Annotated in this window: 17 protein-coding genes; 8 read left to right on the top strand and 9 right to left on the bottom strand. The window is 63.2% G+C overall.

The annotated features are described in order from the left end of the window. The first annotated feature begins 60 nt into the window (after positions 1-60). A complete protein-coding gene (locus tag NKI20_RS10455; RefSeq protein WP_352830335.1) occupies positions 61-576 on the top strand; it encodes an STM3941 family protein in 516 nt (171 codons plus the stop codon). Between the two features lie 87 nt (positions 577-663). Here the strand turns inward: NKI20_RS10455 and NKI20_RS10450 are convergent, their stop codons facing one another. Then, complete coding sequence (locus tag NKI20_RS10450; RefSeq protein WP_352830332.1) at positions 664-1,740, bottom strand: quinone-dependent dihydroorotate dehydrogenase; 1,077 nt, start codon at positions 1,738-1,740, stop codon at positions 664-666. Continuing rightward, positions 1,737-2,087, bottom strand: coding sequence for a DUF952 domain-containing protein (locus NKI20_RS10445; protein WP_352830330.1), 351 nt, complete (start codon positions 2,085-2,087; stop codon positions 1,737-1,739). The genes NKI20_RS10450 and NKI20_RS10445 overlap by 4 nt, the downstream gene beginning before the upstream one ends. Before the next feature lie 107 nt (positions 2,088-2,194). Between NKI20_RS10445 and NKI20_RS10440 the strand changes: the two genes are divergently transcribed. Next, positions 2,195-2,623 (top strand): hypothetical protein, encoded by a 429-nt coding sequence (locus tag NKI20_RS10440; RefSeq protein WP_352830327.1) that lies wholly within the window; start codon positions 2,195-2,197, stop codon positions 2,621-2,623. Between the two features lie 140 nt (positions 2,624-2,763). Beyond that, positions 2,764-3,423, top strand: a complete 660-nt coding sequence (locus tag NKI20_RS10435) for a response regulator transcription factor (protein ID WP_352830324.1) — start codon at positions 2,764-2,766, stop codon at positions 3,421-3,423. A 115-nt stretch (positions 3,424-3,538) separates the two neighbouring features. Here NKI20_RS10435 and NKI20_RS10430 read toward each other — a convergent pair whose 3' ends face one another. After that, on the bottom strand, positions 3,539-7,027 hold the full coding sequence (locus NKI20_RS10430; RefSeq protein WP_352830321.1) for a PAS domain-containing hybrid sensor histidine kinase/response regulator: 3,489 nt from the start codon (positions 7,025-7,027) through the stop codon (positions 3,539-3,541). 338 nt (positions 7,028-7,365) lie between these two features. Here NKI20_RS10430 and mscL point away from each other — a divergent pair, with 338 nt between their 5' ends. Together mscL and NKI20_RS10420 are read left to right on the top strand one after the other, a co-directional pair. Continuing rightward, complete coding sequence (gene mscL / locus NKI20_RS10425) at positions 7,366-7,788, top strand: large conductance mechanosensitive channel protein MscL (RefSeq protein ID WP_013533610.1); 423 nt, start codon at positions 7,366-7,368, stop codon at positions 7,786-7,788. Between the two features lie 110 nt (positions 7,789-7,898). Beyond that, on the top strand, positions 7,899-9,065 hold the full coding sequence (locus tag NKI20_RS10420) for a pyridoxal phosphate-dependent aminotransferase (RefSeq protein WP_352830318.1): 1,167 nt from the start codon (positions 7,899-7,901) through the stop codon (positions 9,063-9,065). Positions 9,066-9,113: 48 nt separating this feature from the next. On the opposite strand, the gene hemA is transcribed toward NKI20_RS10420, so the two are convergent. Next, entirely contained in the window at positions 9,114-10,391 is a 1,278-nt protein-coding gene (gene hemA / locus NKI20_RS10415) for a 5-aminolevulinate synthase (protein ID WP_023758017.1), read from the bottom strand. A 267-nt stretch (positions 10,392-10,658) separates the two neighbouring features. Between hemA and galE the strand changes: the two genes are divergently transcribed. From galE to NKI20_RS10400, 3 genes are all read left to right on the top strand, one after another. Next, positions 10,659-11,654, top strand: a complete 996-nt coding sequence (gene galE / locus NKI20_RS10410; protein ID WP_352601293.1) for a UDP-glucose 4-epimerase GalE — start codon at positions 10,659-10,661, stop codon at positions 11,652-11,654. A 104-nt stretch (positions 11,655-11,758) separates the two neighbouring features. Next, on the top strand, positions 11,759-13,009 hold the full coding sequence (locus NKI20_RS10405; RefSeq protein ID WP_352830314.1) for a D-amino acid dehydrogenase: 1,251 nt from the start codon (positions 11,759-11,761) through the stop codon (positions 13,007-13,009). Position 13,010: 1 nt separating this feature from the next. Next, positions 13,011-14,837: an alanine racemase gene (locus NKI20_RS10400; RefSeq protein ID WP_352830311.1), complete on the top strand. Its 1,827-nt coding sequence runs from the start codon at positions 13,011-13,013 to the stop codon at positions 14,835-14,837. On the opposite strand, the gene NKI20_RS10395 is transcribed toward NKI20_RS10400, so the two are convergent. The 5 genes from NKI20_RS10395 to NKI20_RS10375 are packed head-to-tail and all read right to left on the bottom strand — an operon-like array spanning position 14,838 to position 20,038. Beyond that, positions 14,838-16,214, bottom strand: coding sequence for an FGGY-family carbohydrate kinase (locus NKI20_RS10395; RefSeq protein ID WP_352830309.1), 1,377 nt, complete (start codon positions 16,212-16,214; stop codon positions 14,838-14,840). Further along, positions 16,211-16,528, bottom strand: coding sequence for an L-rhamnose mutarotase (gene rhaM / locus NKI20_RS10390; RefSeq protein WP_352830306.1), 318 nt, complete (start codon positions 16,526-16,528; stop codon positions 16,211-16,213). Before rhaM ends, NKI20_RS10395 begins: the two co-directional genes overlap by 4 nt. After that, entirely contained in the window at positions 16,528-17,523 is a 996-nt protein-coding gene (locus NKI20_RS10385; protein WP_352830304.1) for an ABC transporter permease, read from the bottom strand. Before NKI20_RS10385 ends, rhaM begins: the two co-directional genes overlap by 1 nt. Further along, entirely contained in the window at positions 17,520-18,500 is a 981-nt protein-coding gene (locus NKI20_RS10380) for an ABC transporter permease (RefSeq protein WP_352830301.1), read from the bottom strand. The genes NKI20_RS10385 and NKI20_RS10380 overlap by 4 nt, the downstream gene beginning before the upstream one ends. Next, complete coding sequence (locus tag NKI20_RS10375; RefSeq protein ID WP_352830298.1) at positions 18,497-20,038, bottom strand: sugar ABC transporter ATP-binding protein; 1,542 nt, start codon at positions 20,036-20,038, stop codon at positions 18,497-18,499. The genes NKI20_RS10380 and NKI20_RS10375 overlap by 4 nt, the downstream gene beginning before the upstream one ends. Positions 20,039-20,189: the final 151 nt, after the last annotated feature.

The raw sequence follows: 20,189 nt of genomic DNA, 5'->3' as shown, positions 1-20,189 counted from the left end.
AAAATGGACCTAGACTGTTTTACCTTTAGGAATTGAGGGCGACTAATATATTGGGGGGCAATGGGAAACATGGTCGAACCAGTCAAGCCAAGGATCATAAGAGGATCACGAGGTAAAACATTCCTGTTGCTTCTAGCATGCCCGCTTTTCTTCTTGGCCGGAATTGGGACGGTGCGGAGCCCAACTGGCGGGCATGTAGTCGGATGGATCGGGATATTTTTCTCTGGGTTGAGCGTGCCATTCCTGATCCGGTCGCTCATCCGCCCTCACACTTTGACCTTGGACGATAGCGGCTTCATGATAGATGCCGGTCCGAAGAAAGTTGCATGGCAAGATATAAAGGGGTTCCACGTCTGGAGGCCGCGTAACCGCAGCAAGCTGATCGGTTACAACTTCGAACCTGGTGCCAGGAAGGACACCTCGCTCATGCGAATTAACAGAAGGCTTGGAGCCGAGGGCTGCCTTCCCGGTGGTTGGCAATTCTCACCCGACAAGATGGTAGAGATTCTGAATGCCTACCGGGTGCAAGCCTTGGCACGACAAGCCGAACACGCTCGGTTGAGTGGACTTGGATGATTGGCCGGAACGCGGAGTTGAGATAGTTTCAGGAAGCTCGCGAGCCGAAGGATTCAAACCAGGACCGGTCACCTTTGGAGCAACTCTTTAGAGGGGCTTTGACACCCATCGCTCGACATGACTGTCGCGCAACTCGCAAATCGACTTCAGCCGTTCTTTTTCGACGAAACGGACCATCCCGGCGACGATCCGGCCCGGCAGTGCCGGCCCGGCGTAGATCATGCTGGTGTAGAGCTGGACGAGATCGGCGCCAGCCCGGATCTTTTCCAGTGCCGTGTCGGTGGAATCGACGCCGCCGACACCGATGATGGCAAGCTCCGGCCCGAGCAGTTTGCGCATCCTGGCCAGAACGATGGTCGAGCGATCGAACAGGGGCTTGCCCGAGAGCCCGCCGGTCTCACGCGCGGCGTTGCCGCTGCGCAGCGCCGGCCGGGAGATTGTGGTGTTGGAGACGATGACACCGTCGATCCGTTTCTCGGTGACCTCGGCGGCGATGTCCTCCAACTCCGCCTCGAGCAGATCCGGGGCGATCTTGAGGAACACCGGCGGCTGGGCTGTTGCCGCGGCGCGCGCTGCCATGACCCGCGACAAGAGCTCACCAAGCTGCTCGCGCGCCTGCATGTTGCGCAGGCCCGGCGTGTTGGGCGAGGAGATATTAACGGTGAGATAGCTAGCATAGGGCGCAAACCGCGATACACCGCGCTCGTAGTCGCCGATGCGCTCAGTGCTGTCCTTGTTGGCGCCGATGTTGACGCCGACGATGCCGCCACGCCCCTTGCGTGCGGCAAGGCGTTTTTCAGCCGCTGCATGGCCTTCATTGTTGAAGCCCAGCCGGTTGATCACCGCTTCGTCGGCCGTCAGTCGGAAAATGCGCGGCTTCGGATTGCCGGCCTGCGGCAGTGGCGTGATCGTGCCGACCTCGGCAAAGCCGAAGCCGAGGCCAAGCAGCGCGTCGGGTACTTCGGCGTTCTTGTCGTAGCCGGCGGCCATGCCAAGCGGGTTGGGAAAATCGAGGCCGCAAAGGCTGACCGTCAGCCGCGCATCGCGTGTCGTCCGTCCCCCGACCGGCAGGCCGCATCGCAGCGCCGTGATTGACAGGCCATGCGCGGTTTCCGGATCGAAGGCGAACAGCAGCCTCTGGCCGAGCCGGTCGAGCATGCTCATTGCCCCTCCAGTGCCGGGAACTGGTGCACGCCGTCTGCGCCAAGCGGCAGCGGTCGCACCCACAGCACGGCGTTGAGGTCGAGCGGACCATAAAGATGCGGAAACAGCGCGCCTCCGCGCGAGACCTCGTATTTCAAAGCAGCACCCAGGCTAGCGCCGTCGATGGCGACCAGCAGAAGGTCGGTCTGGCCGGCAAAGTGCCTTGCCGCCGTTTCCTTGACCTGCGCTGCCGTGGAAAAATGGATGAAGCCGTCGGCGACATCGATCGGCGCGCCGGTGAAGCGGCCGTTTGTTTCGGCCTCGCGCCAAGGCGCTCGCGGGGTTATCTTGTAGATAATCTGAGACATGGTTGCGCTATAGTCCGAACCAGCCACGCGGGAAAGGCCACGCCAAGGGTCTTCCCCATTTCCGGCGCAAACATGCGATATTTCAGGCCTTGGCCATGGAGGACAACATGCGTCTGCAGCACATCTTGATCCCCGCCGCGCTCGTTTCGCTGGTCGCGGCTTCAGCTTATTCGGAAGAAACCGACCGCTACCGGCTGGAAAAGTCTGATAACGGCTATGTCCGGATGGATACGCAGACCGGCGCCATGTCGATCTGCGAGGAACGCTCCGGCCAGCTCGTCTGCAAGATGGCGGCCGACGAACGTGCCGCTTTCCAGGACGAGGTCGACCGCTTGCAGACCTCGATGAAGGCAATGGACGAGCGCGTCACCAAGCTCGAGAATTCGCTCGCCGCCCGCCTCGAATCGAAACTGCCGAGCGAGGAGGATTTCAACAAGACGATGAGCTACATGGAACGCTTCCTGCGCGGCTTCATGGGCATCGTCAAGGATATGGACAAGGACAACGGCACCCAGCTCAATTCGCAGAAGACCTGAGCGTCGCTGTAGCATTTTGATTTCAGCAGGGAAAACGCGGCGCGCTGGCTTTGCCGCTTGAAAACAGCGCGCCGCCCCTCATAATCGTCCAACTGATCCCGGAAAAGCTAAAAATCATCGTGGGATTCGGGGAGGGACATTTGCCGTCAGGCTATTCTTTCGTCATCGCCGACGATCACCCACTGTTTCGCGGTGCGCTGCGCGAAGCGCTCGCCGGCATCGGCAATGTCTCCGCCATCCACGAGGCCGGCGATTTCGAGAGCGCCAAGGCGCTGGTCGTAGCCAACGAGGATGTCGATCTGGTGCTGCTCGACCTGTCGATGCCGGGCGCCAGCGGCCTCTCCGGCCTGATCTCGCTGCGTGGCATCCATCCGGCGGTGCCCCTGGTGGTGGTGTCGGCGCATGACGATCCGGCGACCATCAGGCGGGCGCTCGATCTCGGCGCCTCCGGCTTCATCTCCAAATCGGCCAGCATGGAAGAGATTCGTAGCGCCGTACAGTCAGTGCTTGCCGGCGATATTGCAGCACCCGTCGGCGTCGATCTCGGCGTCGAGCGCGATCCCGAAATATCCGACCTGATCAAGCGCCTGCAGGCGCTGACGCCGCAGCAGACCCGCGTGCTCGGCATGCTGGCCGAGGGCCTGCTCAACAAGCAGATCGCCTACGAACTCGGCGTCTCCGAGGCCACCATCAAGGCGCATGTCTCCGCCATCCTGCAGAAGCTCGGCGTCGACAGCCGCACCCAGGCGGTGATCCTCCTGTCCAAGATCGGCAGCGACCCGCTGCAGCCGACGAGCTGATCGCCAGGGCGCCCTGTTCGATCAGAATACAATTCAATCAAAGTACTGAACCTCGGTCCGCCCGATCGGTCGCGCGTTGGAGCTCGCGGAACTGATGGCGGGCCGCCTTTTGACGCTATTCGGCCGCCGATGCCAGCGGCCTGACCCTGGCCATCATCGAGCGCAGCACCGCCGGTTTGAGCGGTTTGTTGATCACCGGAATCTCAAGCCCGCCCGCGGCCGTGCGCACCTCGTTGGAACGGTCGGCGGTGACCAGCACGGCCGTCAGGTCATCGCCATGGATCGCGCGCAGTCTGGCGATGATATCGAGACCGGTTTCGCCGTCGAGATGGTAGTCAGCAAGGACGATGTCCGGGCGGGGCATCGCAGAACTCTCCAGATCCTTTGAGCCGGATACCGTATCGACATTGCAGCCCCAGCCTTCGAGCAGGAGCCGCATGCCGTCGAGGATGCGGGCGTCGTTATCGATGCACAGCACGTGCAACCCGGCCAGCGAAGCCGTCGCGCGGGCAGGAGCCCTGGTTTCGATTTCGCGTCGCGGCTCCTGCACGGCCGCCACGGGCAGGATGACGGAAAAGCGCGTGCCCTTGCCGGGATTGGAAAAGATCCGGATCTCCAGGCGCAACACCCGGGCGATGCGGTCGACGATGGAGAGGCCGAGACCGAGGCCCTCGGCTTCCCGCGCGCCTTCGTCGAGCCGGGTGAATTCGCGAAAGACGGTGTTCAGCTTGTCGCCGGCGATGCCGATGCCGGTGTCGACCACCTGGATCTCGGCCAGTTCGCCGCGCCGCCTGACGCCAACCAGCACACGGCCGTGGCGCGTGTATTTGATGGCGTTGGAGACGAGGTTCTGGATCAGGCGGCGCAACAAATTGCGGTCCGTCGTCACGGTCAGCGATGACGGCATGATCGTCAACTCGAGCTTCTTTTCGGCTGCGAGCGGCCGAAAGTCGTTGCCGATCTGGCGCAGCAATCCGTCGAGGTTGAAGGCGGTATCGTCCGGCCTCATCGCGCCGGCGTCGAGGCGGGAGATGTCGAGCACGGCGCCAAGGATGGTCTCGACCGATTCCAGCGAGGATTCGATGTTGACCGCCGCCTTGCCGGCAGGCCCCTTGCCGGCTTTCTCGATCAGCGATGAGCAATAGAGCCGTGCGGCGTTCAATGGCTGCAGGATGTCGTGGCCAGCGGCGGCGAGGAAGCGCGTCTTGCCGAGATTGGCCTCCTCGGCCAGCATCTGCGCCTGCGCCAGCTCCTCGTTGACCCGCGTCAGCTCCATGGTGCGGGTCTTGACGCGCTGCTCCAGCGATTCATTGGCCCGTTTCAGCGCCAGATCCTGCTCGACGCGTCCGGAAATGTCTGCATAGGTGGCGACGATGCCGCCGTCCGGCATCGGGTTGGAACGCAGCTCCAGGATGCGGCCGCTGGTCTTCAGTTCCATCTGCCATGGGCTGACGAAACTGGTCAGCCGGTTGAGCATGGCCACGCGCTGGTCGGCAGGGATGTCGCCGCGCTCCGAGAGATGGCGCAGGATGCGGTCGAGCGAGACGCCGACCTGGCCCATCTCGTCGGGCAGGTCGAACAGCGCCCGGTACTGGCGGTTCCAGCAGATCAGGCGGAAGTCGCGATCGAAGACTGTGATGCCTTGCTCCATCTGGTCGAGCGCGATCTGAAGCAGGTCGCGGTTGTGCTGCAGCGCCTCGGTGGCGTCGTCGAGCAAGCGAAAGGCATCCCTGGATTCGCGGTCGTGGCGTCGAAACAGCAGCGACAGGATCAGCCGTGCCGAGGAGGAACCCACGGCGCTGGCCAGCAGTTGCTCGGAAAAGCGGATGACGTCCATGCTCGCCTGCTCGTTGCCGTGCAGCGAAGTGCCGTTGGTCCTTTCGAACGACTGGAACGAGCGCTCGGTGCGCTCGACGCCGAGGTAGCGTCCGATCGTATCCTTGAGGTCGTTGACGGTGATGGCGGTGCGGAAGCGGCGCAGGCTGGGCATCGGACCGGCATCGCGAGGCACGAAGATCGACGCCTGGATGCGTTCCAGCGGAACCGAAGCGCGCGAGAGGGAACCCAGCACGAAGAACACCGCGTTGATCGACAGGCTCCACAACACGCCGTGGTTCAGCGGTTCGGCGACGGTGCCGAACAGGGCCTGCGGCCGTAACGCCTCGAAGCCAAACAGCCCGTGCACGATGACGCCGGTATCGGATGCGGCAAGCGATGGAAACAGCAGCGTGTAGCCCCAGACGAGAATGCCGGCGACCATGCCCAGCGCCGCACCCCGGCCATTGGCGCCGCGCCAGATCAGCCCGCCGATCAGCGCCGGCGCGAATTGGGCGATGGCCGCGAACGACATCAGGCCGATCGACGACAGGCGCACGCTGTTGGTGCTCTCGCGATAGTAGAGGAAGGCGATGAACAGCAGGATGAAGATCGCCCCGCGCCGCACGTTGAGGATGAGCGTCGACCAATCTTCGTTCTCGGAGGTCGATGTCTTGAGCAGGCGGCGCACGAACAGCGGAATGACGAGGTCGTTGGAAATCATGATCGACAGCGCCACGCTCTCGACGATCACCATGGCGGTTGCCGCCGACAGCCCGCCGATAAAGGCCGCCATCGCCAGCACGTCATGACCGCTGAACAAGGGCAGCGACAGCACGTAGAGATCGCTGCTGGTCCCCGTGCCGACCAGCGACAGGCCGGCAAAGGCGATCGGCAGCACGAACAGATTGATCGCTACGAGGTAGAGCGGAAACACCCATGTCGCGGTGCGCAATTCGGCCTCGCCACGGTTCTCGACGATGGTGACGTAGAACTGCCGCGGCAGCATCACGATGGCAAAGCCGCTCAGGCAAGTCAGCACCAGCCAGGTGGCCAGCGAGGTGTTGTAGCTCATCGCCTGCCGAACCTGCGCATTCTGGGCAAGCTTGTCGAACATATCGCCCGGGCCGCCGAAGATCAGGAAGGTGACCATCAGGCCGATCGCCAGGAAAGCGGCAAGCTTGACCACGGTTTCCACCGCAACCGCCAGCACCAGCCCGTCCTGGTGTTCGGTGGCGTCGGCGTGGCGTGTGCCGAACAACACCGCAAACAGCGCCAGCAGCATGGCGACGACCAGCGAGATGTCGCTGACGAAGGGATCGAAGGAGGGCGGCGATCCCGTATAGTGCTCGACCATCAGGCTGACCGAACCGGAGATCGCCTTCAACTGCAGCGCGATATAGGGCACCGCGCCGATGGTGGCGATCAGCGTGGCGATCGCCGCGACAGTGAAGCTCTTGCCGTAGCGGGCGCCGAGGAAGTCGGCGATCGAGGTGATCTTCTCGGTCTTGGCCAGCCGGACGATGCGGTTGAGCAGCGGAAAGCCGAACACGAACACCAGCACCGGGCCGGTATAGATGCCGAGGAATTCGAGGCCGCGTTCGGAGGAGAGGCCGACCGAGCCGAAGAACGTCCATGACGTGCAGTAGATCGCCAGACTGAGCGCATAGATGAAGGGGCGGGCCCGGCTTGGCTCGGAAATGGCCGAGCGGCGGTCGCCCAGGCTGGCGATGGCGAACAGCAGCGTCACATAGGCGATCGCGATGATGACGATGAACAAGCCCTGCACGCCGGCAATATCCTCCTTGTGCCGATTTCAACCCGGCTTGCCCAGACGCAATCACAGCTTGGCTTCTGAGTCCATCACGGCTTTGGATGCATGAAGGCTGTGATTTCCGATGCATGTCGACCAAGGAGCGCGGCAGTTTTGGGCAACGGCATGCGCAAGAACAAGCGGCCCAAAGCACGGCGTGACGCGCTTTACCGGGCGGCCGTCGGGGAAGGAGAAACCGGTTGCTTCCTGCTTTTTGCCGATGTTGCAACCGGAGGTTTTTGTTATGTTTGTCCTCGGGTCGATGCCTGAGGACGGGAAACGGCAGCTCGGCCGGTCATGACAAGGAGGGTCGAATGCTGAAAGAGTTCCAGGAATTCATTTCCAAGGGCAATGTGATGGACCTTGCGGTCGGCGTCATCATCGGCGCGGCCTTTGGCAAGATCGTCGATTCCCTCGTCAACGACATCATCATGCCGATCGTCGGCGCGATTTTCGGCGGCCTGGATTTCAACAACTATTTCCTTGGGCTCTCCTCGGCCGTCAACGCCACCTCGCTGGCAGACGCTAAGAAGCAAGGCGCTGTTTTCGCGTATGGCAGCTTCATAACCGTGGCGTTGAACTTCCTTATCCTCGCTTTCATCATCTTCCTGATGGTCAAGGCGGTGAACAACATGCGCAAGCGGCTTGAGCGCGAGAAGCCTGCCGCGCCGGCCGCTCCGCCGCCCGCCGATGTCGCGCTGCTCACCGAAATTCGCGACTTGCTCGCCAGGAGATAGACGGATCAGCTCTTCTGGACCAAAACCCCGGTCGTTCGCGGCCGGGGTTTTCTGTTTTCGCATCTGCTAAGGAGCGCCGATCAACGCCCGAGATCGGAACGGACCCGCCCATGACCCTGATCGACAGCCTTCGCGCCGAAGCCCGCGCCGCGCCCGAAAGCGGCATTGTCGCCGTGGTCAATTACGGCCGCCTGCGCGAGGGCATGATCCCGCTCTGGGCCGGTGAGGGCGACCTGCCGACGCCTTCGTTCATCACCGATGCCGCGTCGAAGGCGCTAGCCGGCGGCGAAACGTTCTACACCTGGCAGAAAGGCATCCCCGATCTCAGACAGGCGCTTTCCCGCTACTATGCCAGGCATTTCGCAAAGACCTTCCCAGAGGAACAATTTATCGTCACCGGATCCGGCATGCACGCCATCCAGCTGGCACTCGACGCGCTTGCCGGCGCCGGCGACGAGGTGGTTTATTTGTCACCGGCCTGGCCGAATTTCGACGCCGCCGCGGCGATAGCGGGAGCAATTCCTGTTGCGGTCACGCTGGACCATTCCGGCAATGGCTGGTCCTGCGACGTCGAGAAGATCGCAGCGGCGATCACGCCGCGCACAAAGGCACTGTTCATCAACACGCCGTCCAATCCCACCGGCTGGACCGCCGATCACGAGACCTTGCGGTCAATCCTCGATCTCGCGCGCGCCAAGAATCTCTGGATCATCGCCGACGAGATCTATTCGCTGTTCCACTATAGCCACGGCCGCGCGCCGTCTTTCCTCGACATCGCGACGGCGGAGGATCGGATCCTGTATGTCAACAGTTTTTCCAAGAACTGGGCGATGACCGGCTGGCGTGTCGGCTGGATCAAGACACATCCGTCCCTGCAGCAGGTGTTCGAGAACCTGATCCAGTATTCGAATTCCGGCGTTGCCCAGTTCATGCAGCGCGGCGCGGTTGCGGCCCTTGATGAAGGCGATGCCTTTGTTGCCGAACAGGTAGAGCGGGCGCGCAAGGCGCGCGATCTGGTCTGCGGCATTCTCGGCGCCGCCGGCCGTGCCCGATTCACCGTGCCGCAAGGTGCGTTCTATCTTTTCTTCACGGTCGACGGCATCACAGATTCGCGCGCGGCTGCCTTCGACATCGTCGACAAAGCCAATGTCGGGCTGGCTCCAGGCACGGCCTTCGGCCCCGGCGGCGAAGCCTTCCTCAGGCTGTGCTTTCACCGCCGCCTCGACCAGATCGAGGAAGCGGCACATCGTCTGGCGAATTGGATGAAGACTGTTTGAGCCGCTGACGCAGAAACCCGCGTCAGATGGCCGCCGGAGGAGAGTTTTTCAGCCGCCTGACTTGGGCACCAGCAGCGGAATGATCCGGTCGCTCTTGGCCACGGACGGCCGACCGGCGGAGCCATAGGGAATGCCGAGCGCGTCCCAGGTCTCGACCAGCGCGTCCTGCAGTTCGGCGATCAGTGCATCGGAGTGGAACGGCGTCGGCGTGATGCGAAGCCGCTCCGTGCCGCGCGGCACGGTCGGGTAGTTGATCGGCTGGATGTAAAGGCCGTGAACGCCGAGCAGGCGGTCGCTGGCCATCTTGCAAAGTTCCGGATCGCCAACCAGGACCGGCACGATGTGGGTCGGCGAGTCCATCACCGGCAGGCCGGCGGCAGAGAGTATCTGCTTGGTCCTCGCGGCCTGCTGCTGCTGGGCATCGCGCTCGGCCTGCGAGCGCTTGAGATGGCGGATCGACGCGGTCGCGGCAGCAGCGATCGCCGGCGGCAGCGCGGTGGTGAAGATGAAGCCCGGCGCATAGGAGCGTACGGCGTCGATCACTGCACTGGTGCCGGCGATGTAGCCGCCTAGCGTGCCGAATGCCTTGGCCAGCGTGCCTTCGATGATGTCGATGCGGTCGGCCAGGCCTTCGCGCTCGGTGATGCCGCCGCCGCGTGGTCCATACATGCCGACGGCATGCACTTCGTCGATATAGGTCATGGCGTTGTAGCGCTCGGCGAGCTCGACGATCTGCTTGATTGGCGCGATGTCGCCATCCATCGAATAGACGCTTTCGAAGATAATCAGCTTGGCGCGTTCGCGGCCCGCCGCCTGCAACAGGCTTTCCAGGTGCGCGACGTCATTGTGACGGAAGATCTTCTTCTCGGCGCCCGAGCGCCGTACGCCTTCGATCATCGAGGCATGGTTCAGTTCGTCCGAGATGATCAGGCAATTGGGCAAAAGCCGCGCGATGGTCGAGATCGAGGCTTCGTTGGAAACGAAGCCGGAGGTGAAGACGAGTGCCGCTTCCTTTTCGTGCAGGTCGGCAAGCTCCAGTTCGAGCTCTACCAGCGGGTTGCTGGTGCCGGAAATGTTGCGGGTGCCGCCGGCGCCCGAGCCCATCCTGCCGGCTGCATCCTGGAACGCGGCGATGACATCGGGATGCTGGCCCATGCCGAGATAATCGTTGGAGCACCAGACGGTGATTTCCTCGGCGCGGCCGTTGGAACGCCAGATGGCGCGCGGAAACTTGCCCGCGATTCGCTCGAGGTCGGCGAAAACGCGGTAGCGACGCTCAGCATGGAGCTGGTCGATCGCTTCCTCGAAGAATCGCTGGTAGTTCATGTCGGCTTCCCAATTTTTGCGCGGGATCATAATCATTGCCCTATTGGTCGTCCACCAGGCCTTTCTGGTCAAAATGCCACGCCCCGGACCTGTTCCTATCGACCACGGATCGTGGCCTATTCCCTTGATGTGGATCAATTTTGTTTCAGGACGATGCCACGTGCAGACAATGCTGGTTACCATGAGTTCTAATGGCCACCAGGCAGGCTTTCCAGTAAGGCGGGGGTTGAGACAGTTTCCGATAAATCTTGAGATGCGAGGCCGCGGATGACAGTTTTGGTAACAGGCGGCGCCGGCTATATCGGCAGCCATATGGTCTGGGAGCTGCTGGATGCCGGCGAGAGCGTGGTCGTTCTCGACCGTCTTTCGACCGGCTTCGAATGGGCGGTAGCGCCGGAGGCAAAGCTGGTGGTTGGCGATGTCGCCGACAGGGAATTGGTCGGCTCGATCATCAGGGAAAACAAGGTCGACGCGATCATCCATTTCGCCGGTTCCATCGTGGTCCCGGAATCGGTCGCCGATCCGCTTGGCTATTACGAGAACAACACCTGCAAGACGCGCACGCTGATCGAGACCGCGGTGCGCGAAGGCGTGCCCAATTTCATCTTTTCCTCGACCGCGGCCGTCTATGGCGGCGCCGGACTGGAGCCGGTGCGCGAGGATGCCCGCCTGGCGCCGGAATCGCCCTATGGCCTGTCCAAGCTGATGAGCGAATGGATGCTGCGCGATGCGGGGATCGCGCACGGCCTGCGCTATACCGCGCTGCGCTATTTCAACGTCGCCGGCGCCGACCCGAAGGGCCGCACCGGGCAGTCGACGCCGGGCGCCACTCATCTGATCAAGGTCGCCTGCGAGACGGCGCTCGGCAAGCGGCCGTTCATGCAGGTGTTCGGCACCGATTACCCGACGCCGGACGGCACCTGCATGCGCGACTACATCCACGTCAGCGATCTGGCGGCGGCGCACCGCTTGGCCCTGCAGCGGCTGCGCGCCGGCGGGCAAAGCCTCGTCGCCAATTGCGGCTATAGCCATGGCTACTCGGTGCTCGAGGTCATCGACAGCGTGCGGCGTGCCTTCGGCCATGATTTCGAAGTGAAGATGGGCGATCGCCGTCCCGGCGACGCCGCAGCGGTGGTTGCCAATTCGGATCTCGCCCGCGCCGAACTCGGCTGGGAGCCGCAACGCGACGACCTCGACCAGATCGTTGCCGACGCGCTCGCCTGGGAGCGCATCCTGACCGGCAAGAACTCCGCTCGGGGCTGAGCCAGGTTCTCGCAAGGGCTCGCAAGGCGGGCAGTGAAGCGCTATTGAAGGCATTCGCGGCACGGCATTGAGGCGCCGTGCCGCGAGGCGCTTTGGGGGATGGCATGAAAATAACGGTGCTCGGGGCCGGTGTCGTCGGTACGGCGGCCGCCTTCTATCTGGCCAGCGACGGCCATGAGGTCACCGTGATCGAGCGCCATCCGGCGCCAGCGCGTGGCACCAGCCAGTCGAACGCCGGCCTGGTGTCTCCGGGGGATGCTACCGCCTGGGCTTCGCCGGCGGCCCTGAAGACATTCCTGCGCGCGCTCTACAATCATGATCTCGGCATCAAGGTCCGGCTGCGCTTCGATCCCTATTTCCTCGCCTGGAGCTTGCGCTTCCTGCGCCAGTGCACGAAAGAGCGCCTGCGCGCCAACAGCCGGGTCAAGTTGCGCCTGGCGCTCTATTCGCGCGATTGCATCAACGCCATCTGCGCCGATACCGGAATTCGCTATGACGAGCGCAAGAAGGGCATCCTTTACTTCTTCCGCTCGCAGCACAGTCTCGACACCGGCACCGACAATTATCGCTATCTGGCCGAGCATGGCCTGCCGATCGAGATCGTCGGCCGCGAGCGGCTGGTCGAGCTTGAACCGGGTCTTGCCGGCGTGAAGGAAAAGATCGCCGGCGGCGTCTATTCGCCGATCGACCAGACCGGCGATTCCCGGCAGTTCGTGGAAAAACTCGCGGCCTATTCAGCCGAAAAACTTGGCGTGAACTTCCTCTGCGGAACGACGGTCGAGGGCCTCGCCATCGAGGGCGACCGGGTGAGTGCGGTGATGACTTCGGCCGGACCGGTCACCGGGGATGCCGTGGTCATCTCGATGGGACCGGAAAGCGGCCTGCTCGGCCGCCGCTACGGCATCGACCTGCCTGTCTATCCGGTGAAGGGTTATACCGCGACCATTCCGCTGGAAGACGAGAGCAAAGGGCCGACCACGGGCGGCGCCGACGAGGACCAGCTGATCGCCTATTCCAGGCTTGGCAACCGGCTGCGGCTCGCCTCGACCGCCGAATTCACCGGCTTTGACCGCAGCCATAAGCCCAGCGACTTCGCCGCCATGTTCAGGACCGGCAAGGACCTGTTTCCCGGTGCCTTCGACGAGAAGAAGGCGGAGCTGTGGGCAGGCCTGCGGCCGATGATGCCGAACTCGGTGCCGGTCATCGGCCGGGCGCGCTATAGGAATCTTTATCTCGACACCGGCCACGGCCATGTCGGCTGGACCATGGCCTGCGGCTCGGGAAAATTCCTTGCCGACCTCGTCGCCGGCCGCAAGCCGGAAATCGACCCGCAAGGGCTGGTCTACGGGGGCTAGGATGTCGGGACCGCAAGTCGCCATCGACCTTGGCCGCATCGAGCGCAATGCGCGCACCATCGTCGAGCGCTGCGCGCTCTCGGGCATCAAGGTGTTCGGCGTCACCAAGGGCACTTGCGGCATGCCGCAAGTGGCGCGCGCCATGCTGCGCGGCGGTGTCGCCGGCATCGCCGAATCTCGCTTCGAAAACATCCGCCGGCTGCGCGACAGCGGCATCAACGTGCCGATCATGCTGTTGCGCAGCCCACCGATGGCGCGTGTCGAGGAGGTGGTGCGCACCGTTGACATCAGCCTGCAGTCGGAACTCGCCACCATCCGCGAGATTTCGCGCATCGCCGACCGCATGGGCCGTGTCCACGACATCATGCTGATGATCGACCTCGGCGATCTCCGCGAAGGCATCTGGCCGAATGACCTGATCCCGACGGTCGAGCAGATCCTGCAATACAAAGGCGTGCGCATTGCTGGCATCGGCACCAATCTCGGCTGCTTCGGCGCCATCATGCCGACGCCGGAAAATCTCGGCCAGCTCGTCGCCCACGCCTACAAGACCGAACGCCTGTCCGGCAAAAGCCTCGACGTGATTTCCGGCGGCGCCTCGTCGTCGCTGCCACTGCTGCTCGAGGGCAGACTGCCAGCCGGCATCAACAATCTGCGGGTCGGCGAGGCGATCCTGCAAGGCGGCGTCGAGACCTTCCGCGACACGCCATGGGCCGAACTCGAACCTGATGCCTGCCGGCTGACCAGCGATATCATCGAGGTCAAGCTCAAGCCGTCACGGCCGATCGGCCAATCCGGCTTCGACGCCTTCGGCAACCAGCCGGTCTTCCCCGACGAGGGCGACAGGCTGCGCGCCATTGCCAATATCGGCCGCGAGGATGTGCTGGTCGAGGGCCTGACGCCGATTGCCAAGGGGATAAGAGTGCTCGGCGCCTCCAGCGACCACCTGTTGCTGGATGTTGCCGATGCCGATCCGCCGCTGACCGTTGGCGACCGCGTCGCCTTCCGCATGAGCTATGGCGCCATGCTGCTGGCGATGACCTCGGAATATGTCGAGAAGGCCCCGATGCACGATGTCGAGGACTTTTTCGGCCGCAAGATGGTGCAGATCACCGCCGAGCAAGGGGCTGCCGGCATCCTGGCCCGTGAAGGCACCGGCGCGCGGCTGGAAGCGATGAATTTCGATGTGGTGGAACTGGCCGATGTCGAGCGGCCGCCATCGGGACTGATCCGGCTGACTGCCGGCGCCGACCGTCGCATCGCGCACAAGGCGCTGACCGCAACGGCGCGCGCGACGCATTCCTTCGGCCTGATCTGGATCGATTCCATCGCCGCCCTGATGCCCGAGGAAGAGGACGGCATCGACCTGGCGGAAGGCTCGGTGCTGGCGCGCGCGCTTGGCCTCGACCACAAGGCCGGCGCGTTGCAGCCGCAGCTGTCGCCGGAGAATGTCGTCATCGTCGGCTTGCGCCATGCCGATCCGGCCGAAGCGCGGGTGCTGAAGGATTCGCGCGTGTCGGCCTTCACCATGACCGACATCGACGCCATGGGCATGCGCGACTTGATGCACGAAGCGATCCGTATCGCTACATCAGGCACGCAAGGTTTTCACGTCAGCTATTCGCCCACAGTGACCGAATTCGCCGGCTGGGCTGCGGGCTCCGGCGGCCTCACCGTGCGCGAAACGCATCAGGCGATGGAGGCGATCGCGCTCTCCGGCGGACTGCTGTCGATGGACGTTTCCGGACTGATCTCGGATCTGGAGCCTCGGATCGGCACCGACGTGGTCAACTTCGTCATGTCGGCTTTCGGCAAGCGGATTTTGTAGTCAGCTCTGCGCTTCGACCGCAGCGCGCCAGGCACTGACGTAGTCCGCCCAGGCAGAGTCAGCCGGCGGCTCTATTCTTTCGCCTTTGCCCTGAGCCGTCAGTTGATCGGTTGCCAGCAGCGCGGCGCCGATGCTGGTGCCGGTAGCAGCCTCGGATGCGACCACGGTGCGCCCCGTCGCTGCCGCCAGCATGCCAACAAAGAGCCGGTTGCGGGCAAAAGGGCCTTCGACGATGGTCGGGCCGTCGGCGCCGATCAGGTCGAGGCAGGTCGCCGTCATCAGCGCCAGATAGAACGAGATGACCGCAAAGCGCTGGCCATTGTTCATGTCGTCGGCGTTGAGCCATGTCGCGGCCTGATGCGGGAACGGCCCCGATCCTTGCTGGGTCGACGGCAGCAACAGCACTTTTCGCGCCAACACGGCGCCGACATCATCTTCGCTCCACTGCTCTGGCCGGTCCTTTGTCAGCACGGAAAATTCGCGCCCGCCCATGAAGCGCGCCGAGGGAACGGGATTGCCGAGTGCGTTGACATTGACCAGCGTGTCACGTGCCGCATCCAGCGCAATCTGTTTGCCGCCGACCGCCATCGACACCACCCAGGTGCCGGTCGAGACGACGGAGAAGGGCGGCTTGTCGGAGAGAAGATGCGGCAGCAGCGAGGCGTTGGAATCATGCAGGCCGCAGAAGACCGGCGTTTGCGGGTCAAGGCCGGTTCGCACCGCGACACTGGGCAGGATCGGGCCGAGGCGGTCCCTGGCTGGCCTCACCGGCGCCATCAAGCCGCGCCATTCCCGGCTGTCGACCAATGATGAAAAATCGGCCGTCCACGGGTTCCACAGATCGGTGTGGCAGCCGAGCGATGTCACCTCGTTGGCTGTGACACCGCTCAGGCGCAGGGCCCAGTATTGCGGGTACATCAGCATCGCGGCGGCCTTGGCGAATTCCGCCGGAAAGCTTTTCTGCTGCCAGAAGAATTGCGCGCCCAGATTGAGGCCGAGCGGCAGGCGCGGCGTGCCGGTCTCGGCGAAGGGCGGACGGATCGTGTCATAGTCCACGGCGAGCCTGTCGGGGCCATCGAATTCATAGTCGAGCACCGGCAGCACCAGTTCGCCCGAAGCGTCGACCAGCGCGCCCGTCGCGCCATGTGTGGTGATCGATATGGCGTCGATGCGCTGTTCGCGGTTGAGGCCGGCAAGGCTGTCGAGGATGAATGTCCACAAGGCCTCGACATCATGATGCGGGTAGGGCGCCTGCCGCACCGGTGCATTCGCCATGCGGCGCAATGCTATCTCGCTCAGCGTCGCGAGGTCGACCAGTGCCACCTTGGCGTTGGTCTTGCCGATGTCGATGACGGCGATGTGGCGTATCGTGCTCATTCCATGTGGAACACGGTTTCCAGCGGCACGGCCACCGGTTCGTTGTCCGGCCTCGTCTCCATGACGTCGGCCATGTGTGCCCACCAGCGCTGCATCTCCGGATGCCTAGGCAGGTCGTCCATGCCGTGGTCGTCTCGGCGCCACAGCACGCCGAACAGGATGTTGGTCTCATCATCGAGATGGATGGAATAATCGGAAACGCCGGCCTGCTTCAGGAGCGCGACCAGCGACGGCCAGATCTCGTCGTGGCGCTTCTTGTATTCGGTCTTCATGCCGGGTTTCAGCTTCATCTTGAACGCGTATTTCTGCGGCATCAACGTCCTCCGCGCAGCCGCCGCCAGACGATCGGCAGAGCGATGACGATGATCAGGAGCAGGCCGATGAAGATCGACATGACGATGCCGGGCACGTTGAGCAGGCCAAGCCCGAAGGTCACCAGCCCCATGATGAAGGCGGCCAGCACGACGCCCAGAATGCTGCCGGCGCCGCCGAGAATGCTGACGCCGCCGAGCACCACCATGGTGATGACTTCCAGTTCATAGCCCTGCGCGATCGAGGGTCGGGTCGAACCGAGGCGCGAGGTGATCAGCACCGAGGCGATGCCCGACATCAGCCCGGTCAGGCAGAACAGGATGAACTTGGTGCGGCCGACGCGCACGCCGGAAAATTGTGCTGCGACCGGGTTGTTGCCGATGGCAAAGACACGACGGCCGAAACTCGTGCGGTGCAACAGGAACCAGTAAACGACGGCTGCGATCAGGAAGAGCACCAGTTCGAACGACACCACCCACCAGACATAGCCCTGGCCGAAGAAGGCGAAGCTTTCGGGATAGCCCTTGTAAGCCTGGTCGCCGAGGATGATGAAGGCGATGCCGCGAAACAGGCTCATCGTGCCGATGGTGACGACGATGGAGGGCAGGCCGAGCCTTGTCACCAGCAGGCCGTTAAAGGCGCCGCAGCCGAGCCCGACGACGATGCCGATCAGCACCAGCACCGGCATGCCGGCCCCGGCCTGCACCGCCATGCCCATCATGGTCGACGCCAGCGCGATGATCGCGGCCACCGACAGGTCGATCTCGCCCGAAATGATCAGCAGTGCCATGGCGAAGGCGATCAGACCCTTCTCGGTGAAATTGAAGGTGAGATCGGACAGCGAGTACGGGTCGAGGAAATACGGCGAGGCAAAGCTGTTGATGGCGAAGATCGCCATCGCCACCACGACCAGCAGCGCTTCCCAGGAAAAGATCGCCGAACGCAGCGGCTTGTCGAGCCGGTCGGGAATATGGCGCGGGGCAGGGATGTCGGTCATGTCACCGCCTCCACTTTTCGCAGGATGATGCGGCCCTGCCGGCGTTCGCCGCGCGCGTTGAGCACGACGGCCAGAATGATGGCGCTGCCCGAGATCGCCATCTGCCAGAAGGGCGAGATGTTGATGACCGGCAGTGCGTTGGAGATGATGCCGAGGAACAGCGCACCGAGCACTGCGCCGCCGACCGAGCCGATGCCGCCGGCGATCGAGATGCCGCCGATAACGCAGGCGGCGATGATGTTGAGTTCATAGCCGTTGGCGACCTCGACCGAGGCAATCACATAGCGGGAGATCCAGAGATATCCCGAGAGGCCGCCGATCATGCCGGAGATGCAGAAGACGATGAATTTCGTCCGGCCGACATCGATGCCGGCATAGACCGAAGCCGTCGGGTTGACGCCGATGGCATAGATCGAGCGGCCGAGCGCGGTGCGCGTCATCAGGACGAAGAACAGCACGATGACCAGGATGGCGATCCAGGACAGCACCGGAATGCCGAGGAACGCCGCCCGCTGAAAGCCGATGAAGTCCGGGCTCATCTTGTCGGCATTGACCCAGGCGCCGCCTGACAGGACGAAGGTGGCGCCGCGATAGATGGTGAGCGTGCCCAATGTCACCACGATCGAAGGGATGTTCAGCCGCCAGACCAAAAGGCCGTTGATGGCGCCGAGCACCAGGCCGACGACCAGGGCGATGCCAATCAGCAGCGGGATCGGGATTGCCGGATGCGCGGCGTTCAGCATTGCCACCACCATGCCGGTGAAGCAGAGATTGGACGCCATCGACAGGTCGATCGACCGGGTCAGGATCACAACCATCTGGCCAAGCGCCAGGATCATCAGGATCGAGGTGTCGTTGAACACCTGGCGCAAATTGCCGGGATCGGCAAAGGCCGGGAAGCGCGTCGATATCAGCCCGATCAGCACGACGATGGCGGCAAGCAACCAGATTTCACGATATTTGAAAAATGCCTTCATGCGGCGATCCCTGCTGCCGTCCTGACCAGCGTCTCGGCGTCCAGGCCCTTGTTGTCGAAGACAGCAGCAACGAGACCCTCGCGCATGACCACGATGCGGTCGGACATGCCAAGGATTTCCGGCAGTTCCGACGACACCATGATCACCGACAGGCCCTGCGCCACCAACTCGGCCATGAAGCCGTGCACGGCGGCCTTGGAGCCGATGTCGATGCCCTTGGTCGGCTCGTCCAGGATGATCACCTTGGGCGCCGTCGCCAGCCATTTGGCGATGACGATCTTCTGCTGGTTGCCGCCCGACAGCGTGCCGACATCCTGGCTGAGCGAGGAGGCGCGCAGGTCGAGCCGCTCGGTAAAGGAGCGGGCGAGTTCGAATTCTTCCGACAGCCGCAGCAGGCCGGATCTGGAGGTGCGCTTGAGCGAAGGCAGCGAGATGTTCTGGAAGATCGGCAGGCCGATCACTACGCCTTGCTTGCCGCGTTCCTCGGGCACGTAGACGATGCCGGCATCGATCGAATCCGCCGCCGATCTCGGCGCGATCACCTTGCCTTCCAGCGTGATCGTGCCGCCCGACGTGCGGGTGATGCCCGATATCGCCTGCATCACCTCGCTGCGCCCGGCGCCGACAAGGCCGTAGAAGCCGAGGATCTCGCCCTTGTGCAATTCGAAGCCGATGTCGTTGAATTCGGTCGGGTGCGACAGGCCGGAAACGGAGAGCACCGGCGCGCCGATCTCGGCCTTGCGCTGCGGGAAGATGTGGTCGACGGCGCGGCCGACCATCAGGCGCACGATCTGGCTTTGGCCCGCATCCCTGATCAGACCTTCGCCGACCATCTCGCCGTCGCGGAACACCGTGTAGCGGTCGGCGATGCGGTAGATCTCGTCGAACTTGTGGCTGATGAACAGGATCGCCTTGCCTTCGCTTTTGAGGAATTCGATCAGCAGGAAAAGCTCCTCGATCTCCTTCATCGAAAGGGCGGCGGTCGGCTCGTCCATGATGACGATCTGCGCATCGATCGACATGGCCCGCGCCACGGCAACCAGATGCTTGTTGGCAATGCCGAGATCCTTCAATCGCGCGTCGGCGTCGATATGGCCGGCATGCATGATGTCGAGCACTTCGCGCGCATTCTTGCGCATCGTGCGCCAGTCGATGGTGCCGAAACGCGTGCGTGGCGCGTGGCCGAGAAAGATGTTTTCGGCAACGGTCAAATCGTCGAACAGCACGGTTTCCTGGTGGATGGCCGTGACGCCATAGCCGAAGGCGGCATGCGCGCTGGGCAGGGTGACGGCCTCGCCGTCGATGCTGATTGTGCCCGTGTCGGGCTGGTAGATGCCGGTCATGATCTTGACCAGGGTCGACTTGCCGGCGCCGTTCTCACCGATCAGCGCGGTCACCTGCCCCGGATAGAGCGACAGGCTGACATTGTGCAGCGCGCGCACGCCGGGAAAGCTCTTGGAGATGCCGGACAGCGTCAGGCGTGGAGCCAAGGCCGGAGGCCGCTCGGTTGCCGCGCTGTGTTGGGCTGTCGCGTCCATAGTCGTATCAAGCCCTGAAACAAGGTCCGTTTGAAGTCGCGGGGGGGGGTTTGTGGGCCCCCCCCCCAGTTGTATAGCGCCCCCGGTCAAAATATTATTGTGAAAATAAAGATTTTTTTCTATTTGAAAAGGTAGGGGGGGGCCCAAGCCC

It is taken from the genome of Mesorhizobium sp. M0830, assembly GCF_040319965.1.
Lineage (GTDB): Bacteria > Pseudomonadota > Alphaproteobacteria > Rhizobiales > Rhizobiaceae > Mesorhizobium.
Note: the sequence above shows the minus strand (reverse complement) of the source record. Positions and strands in the feature narration are given on the sequence as shown.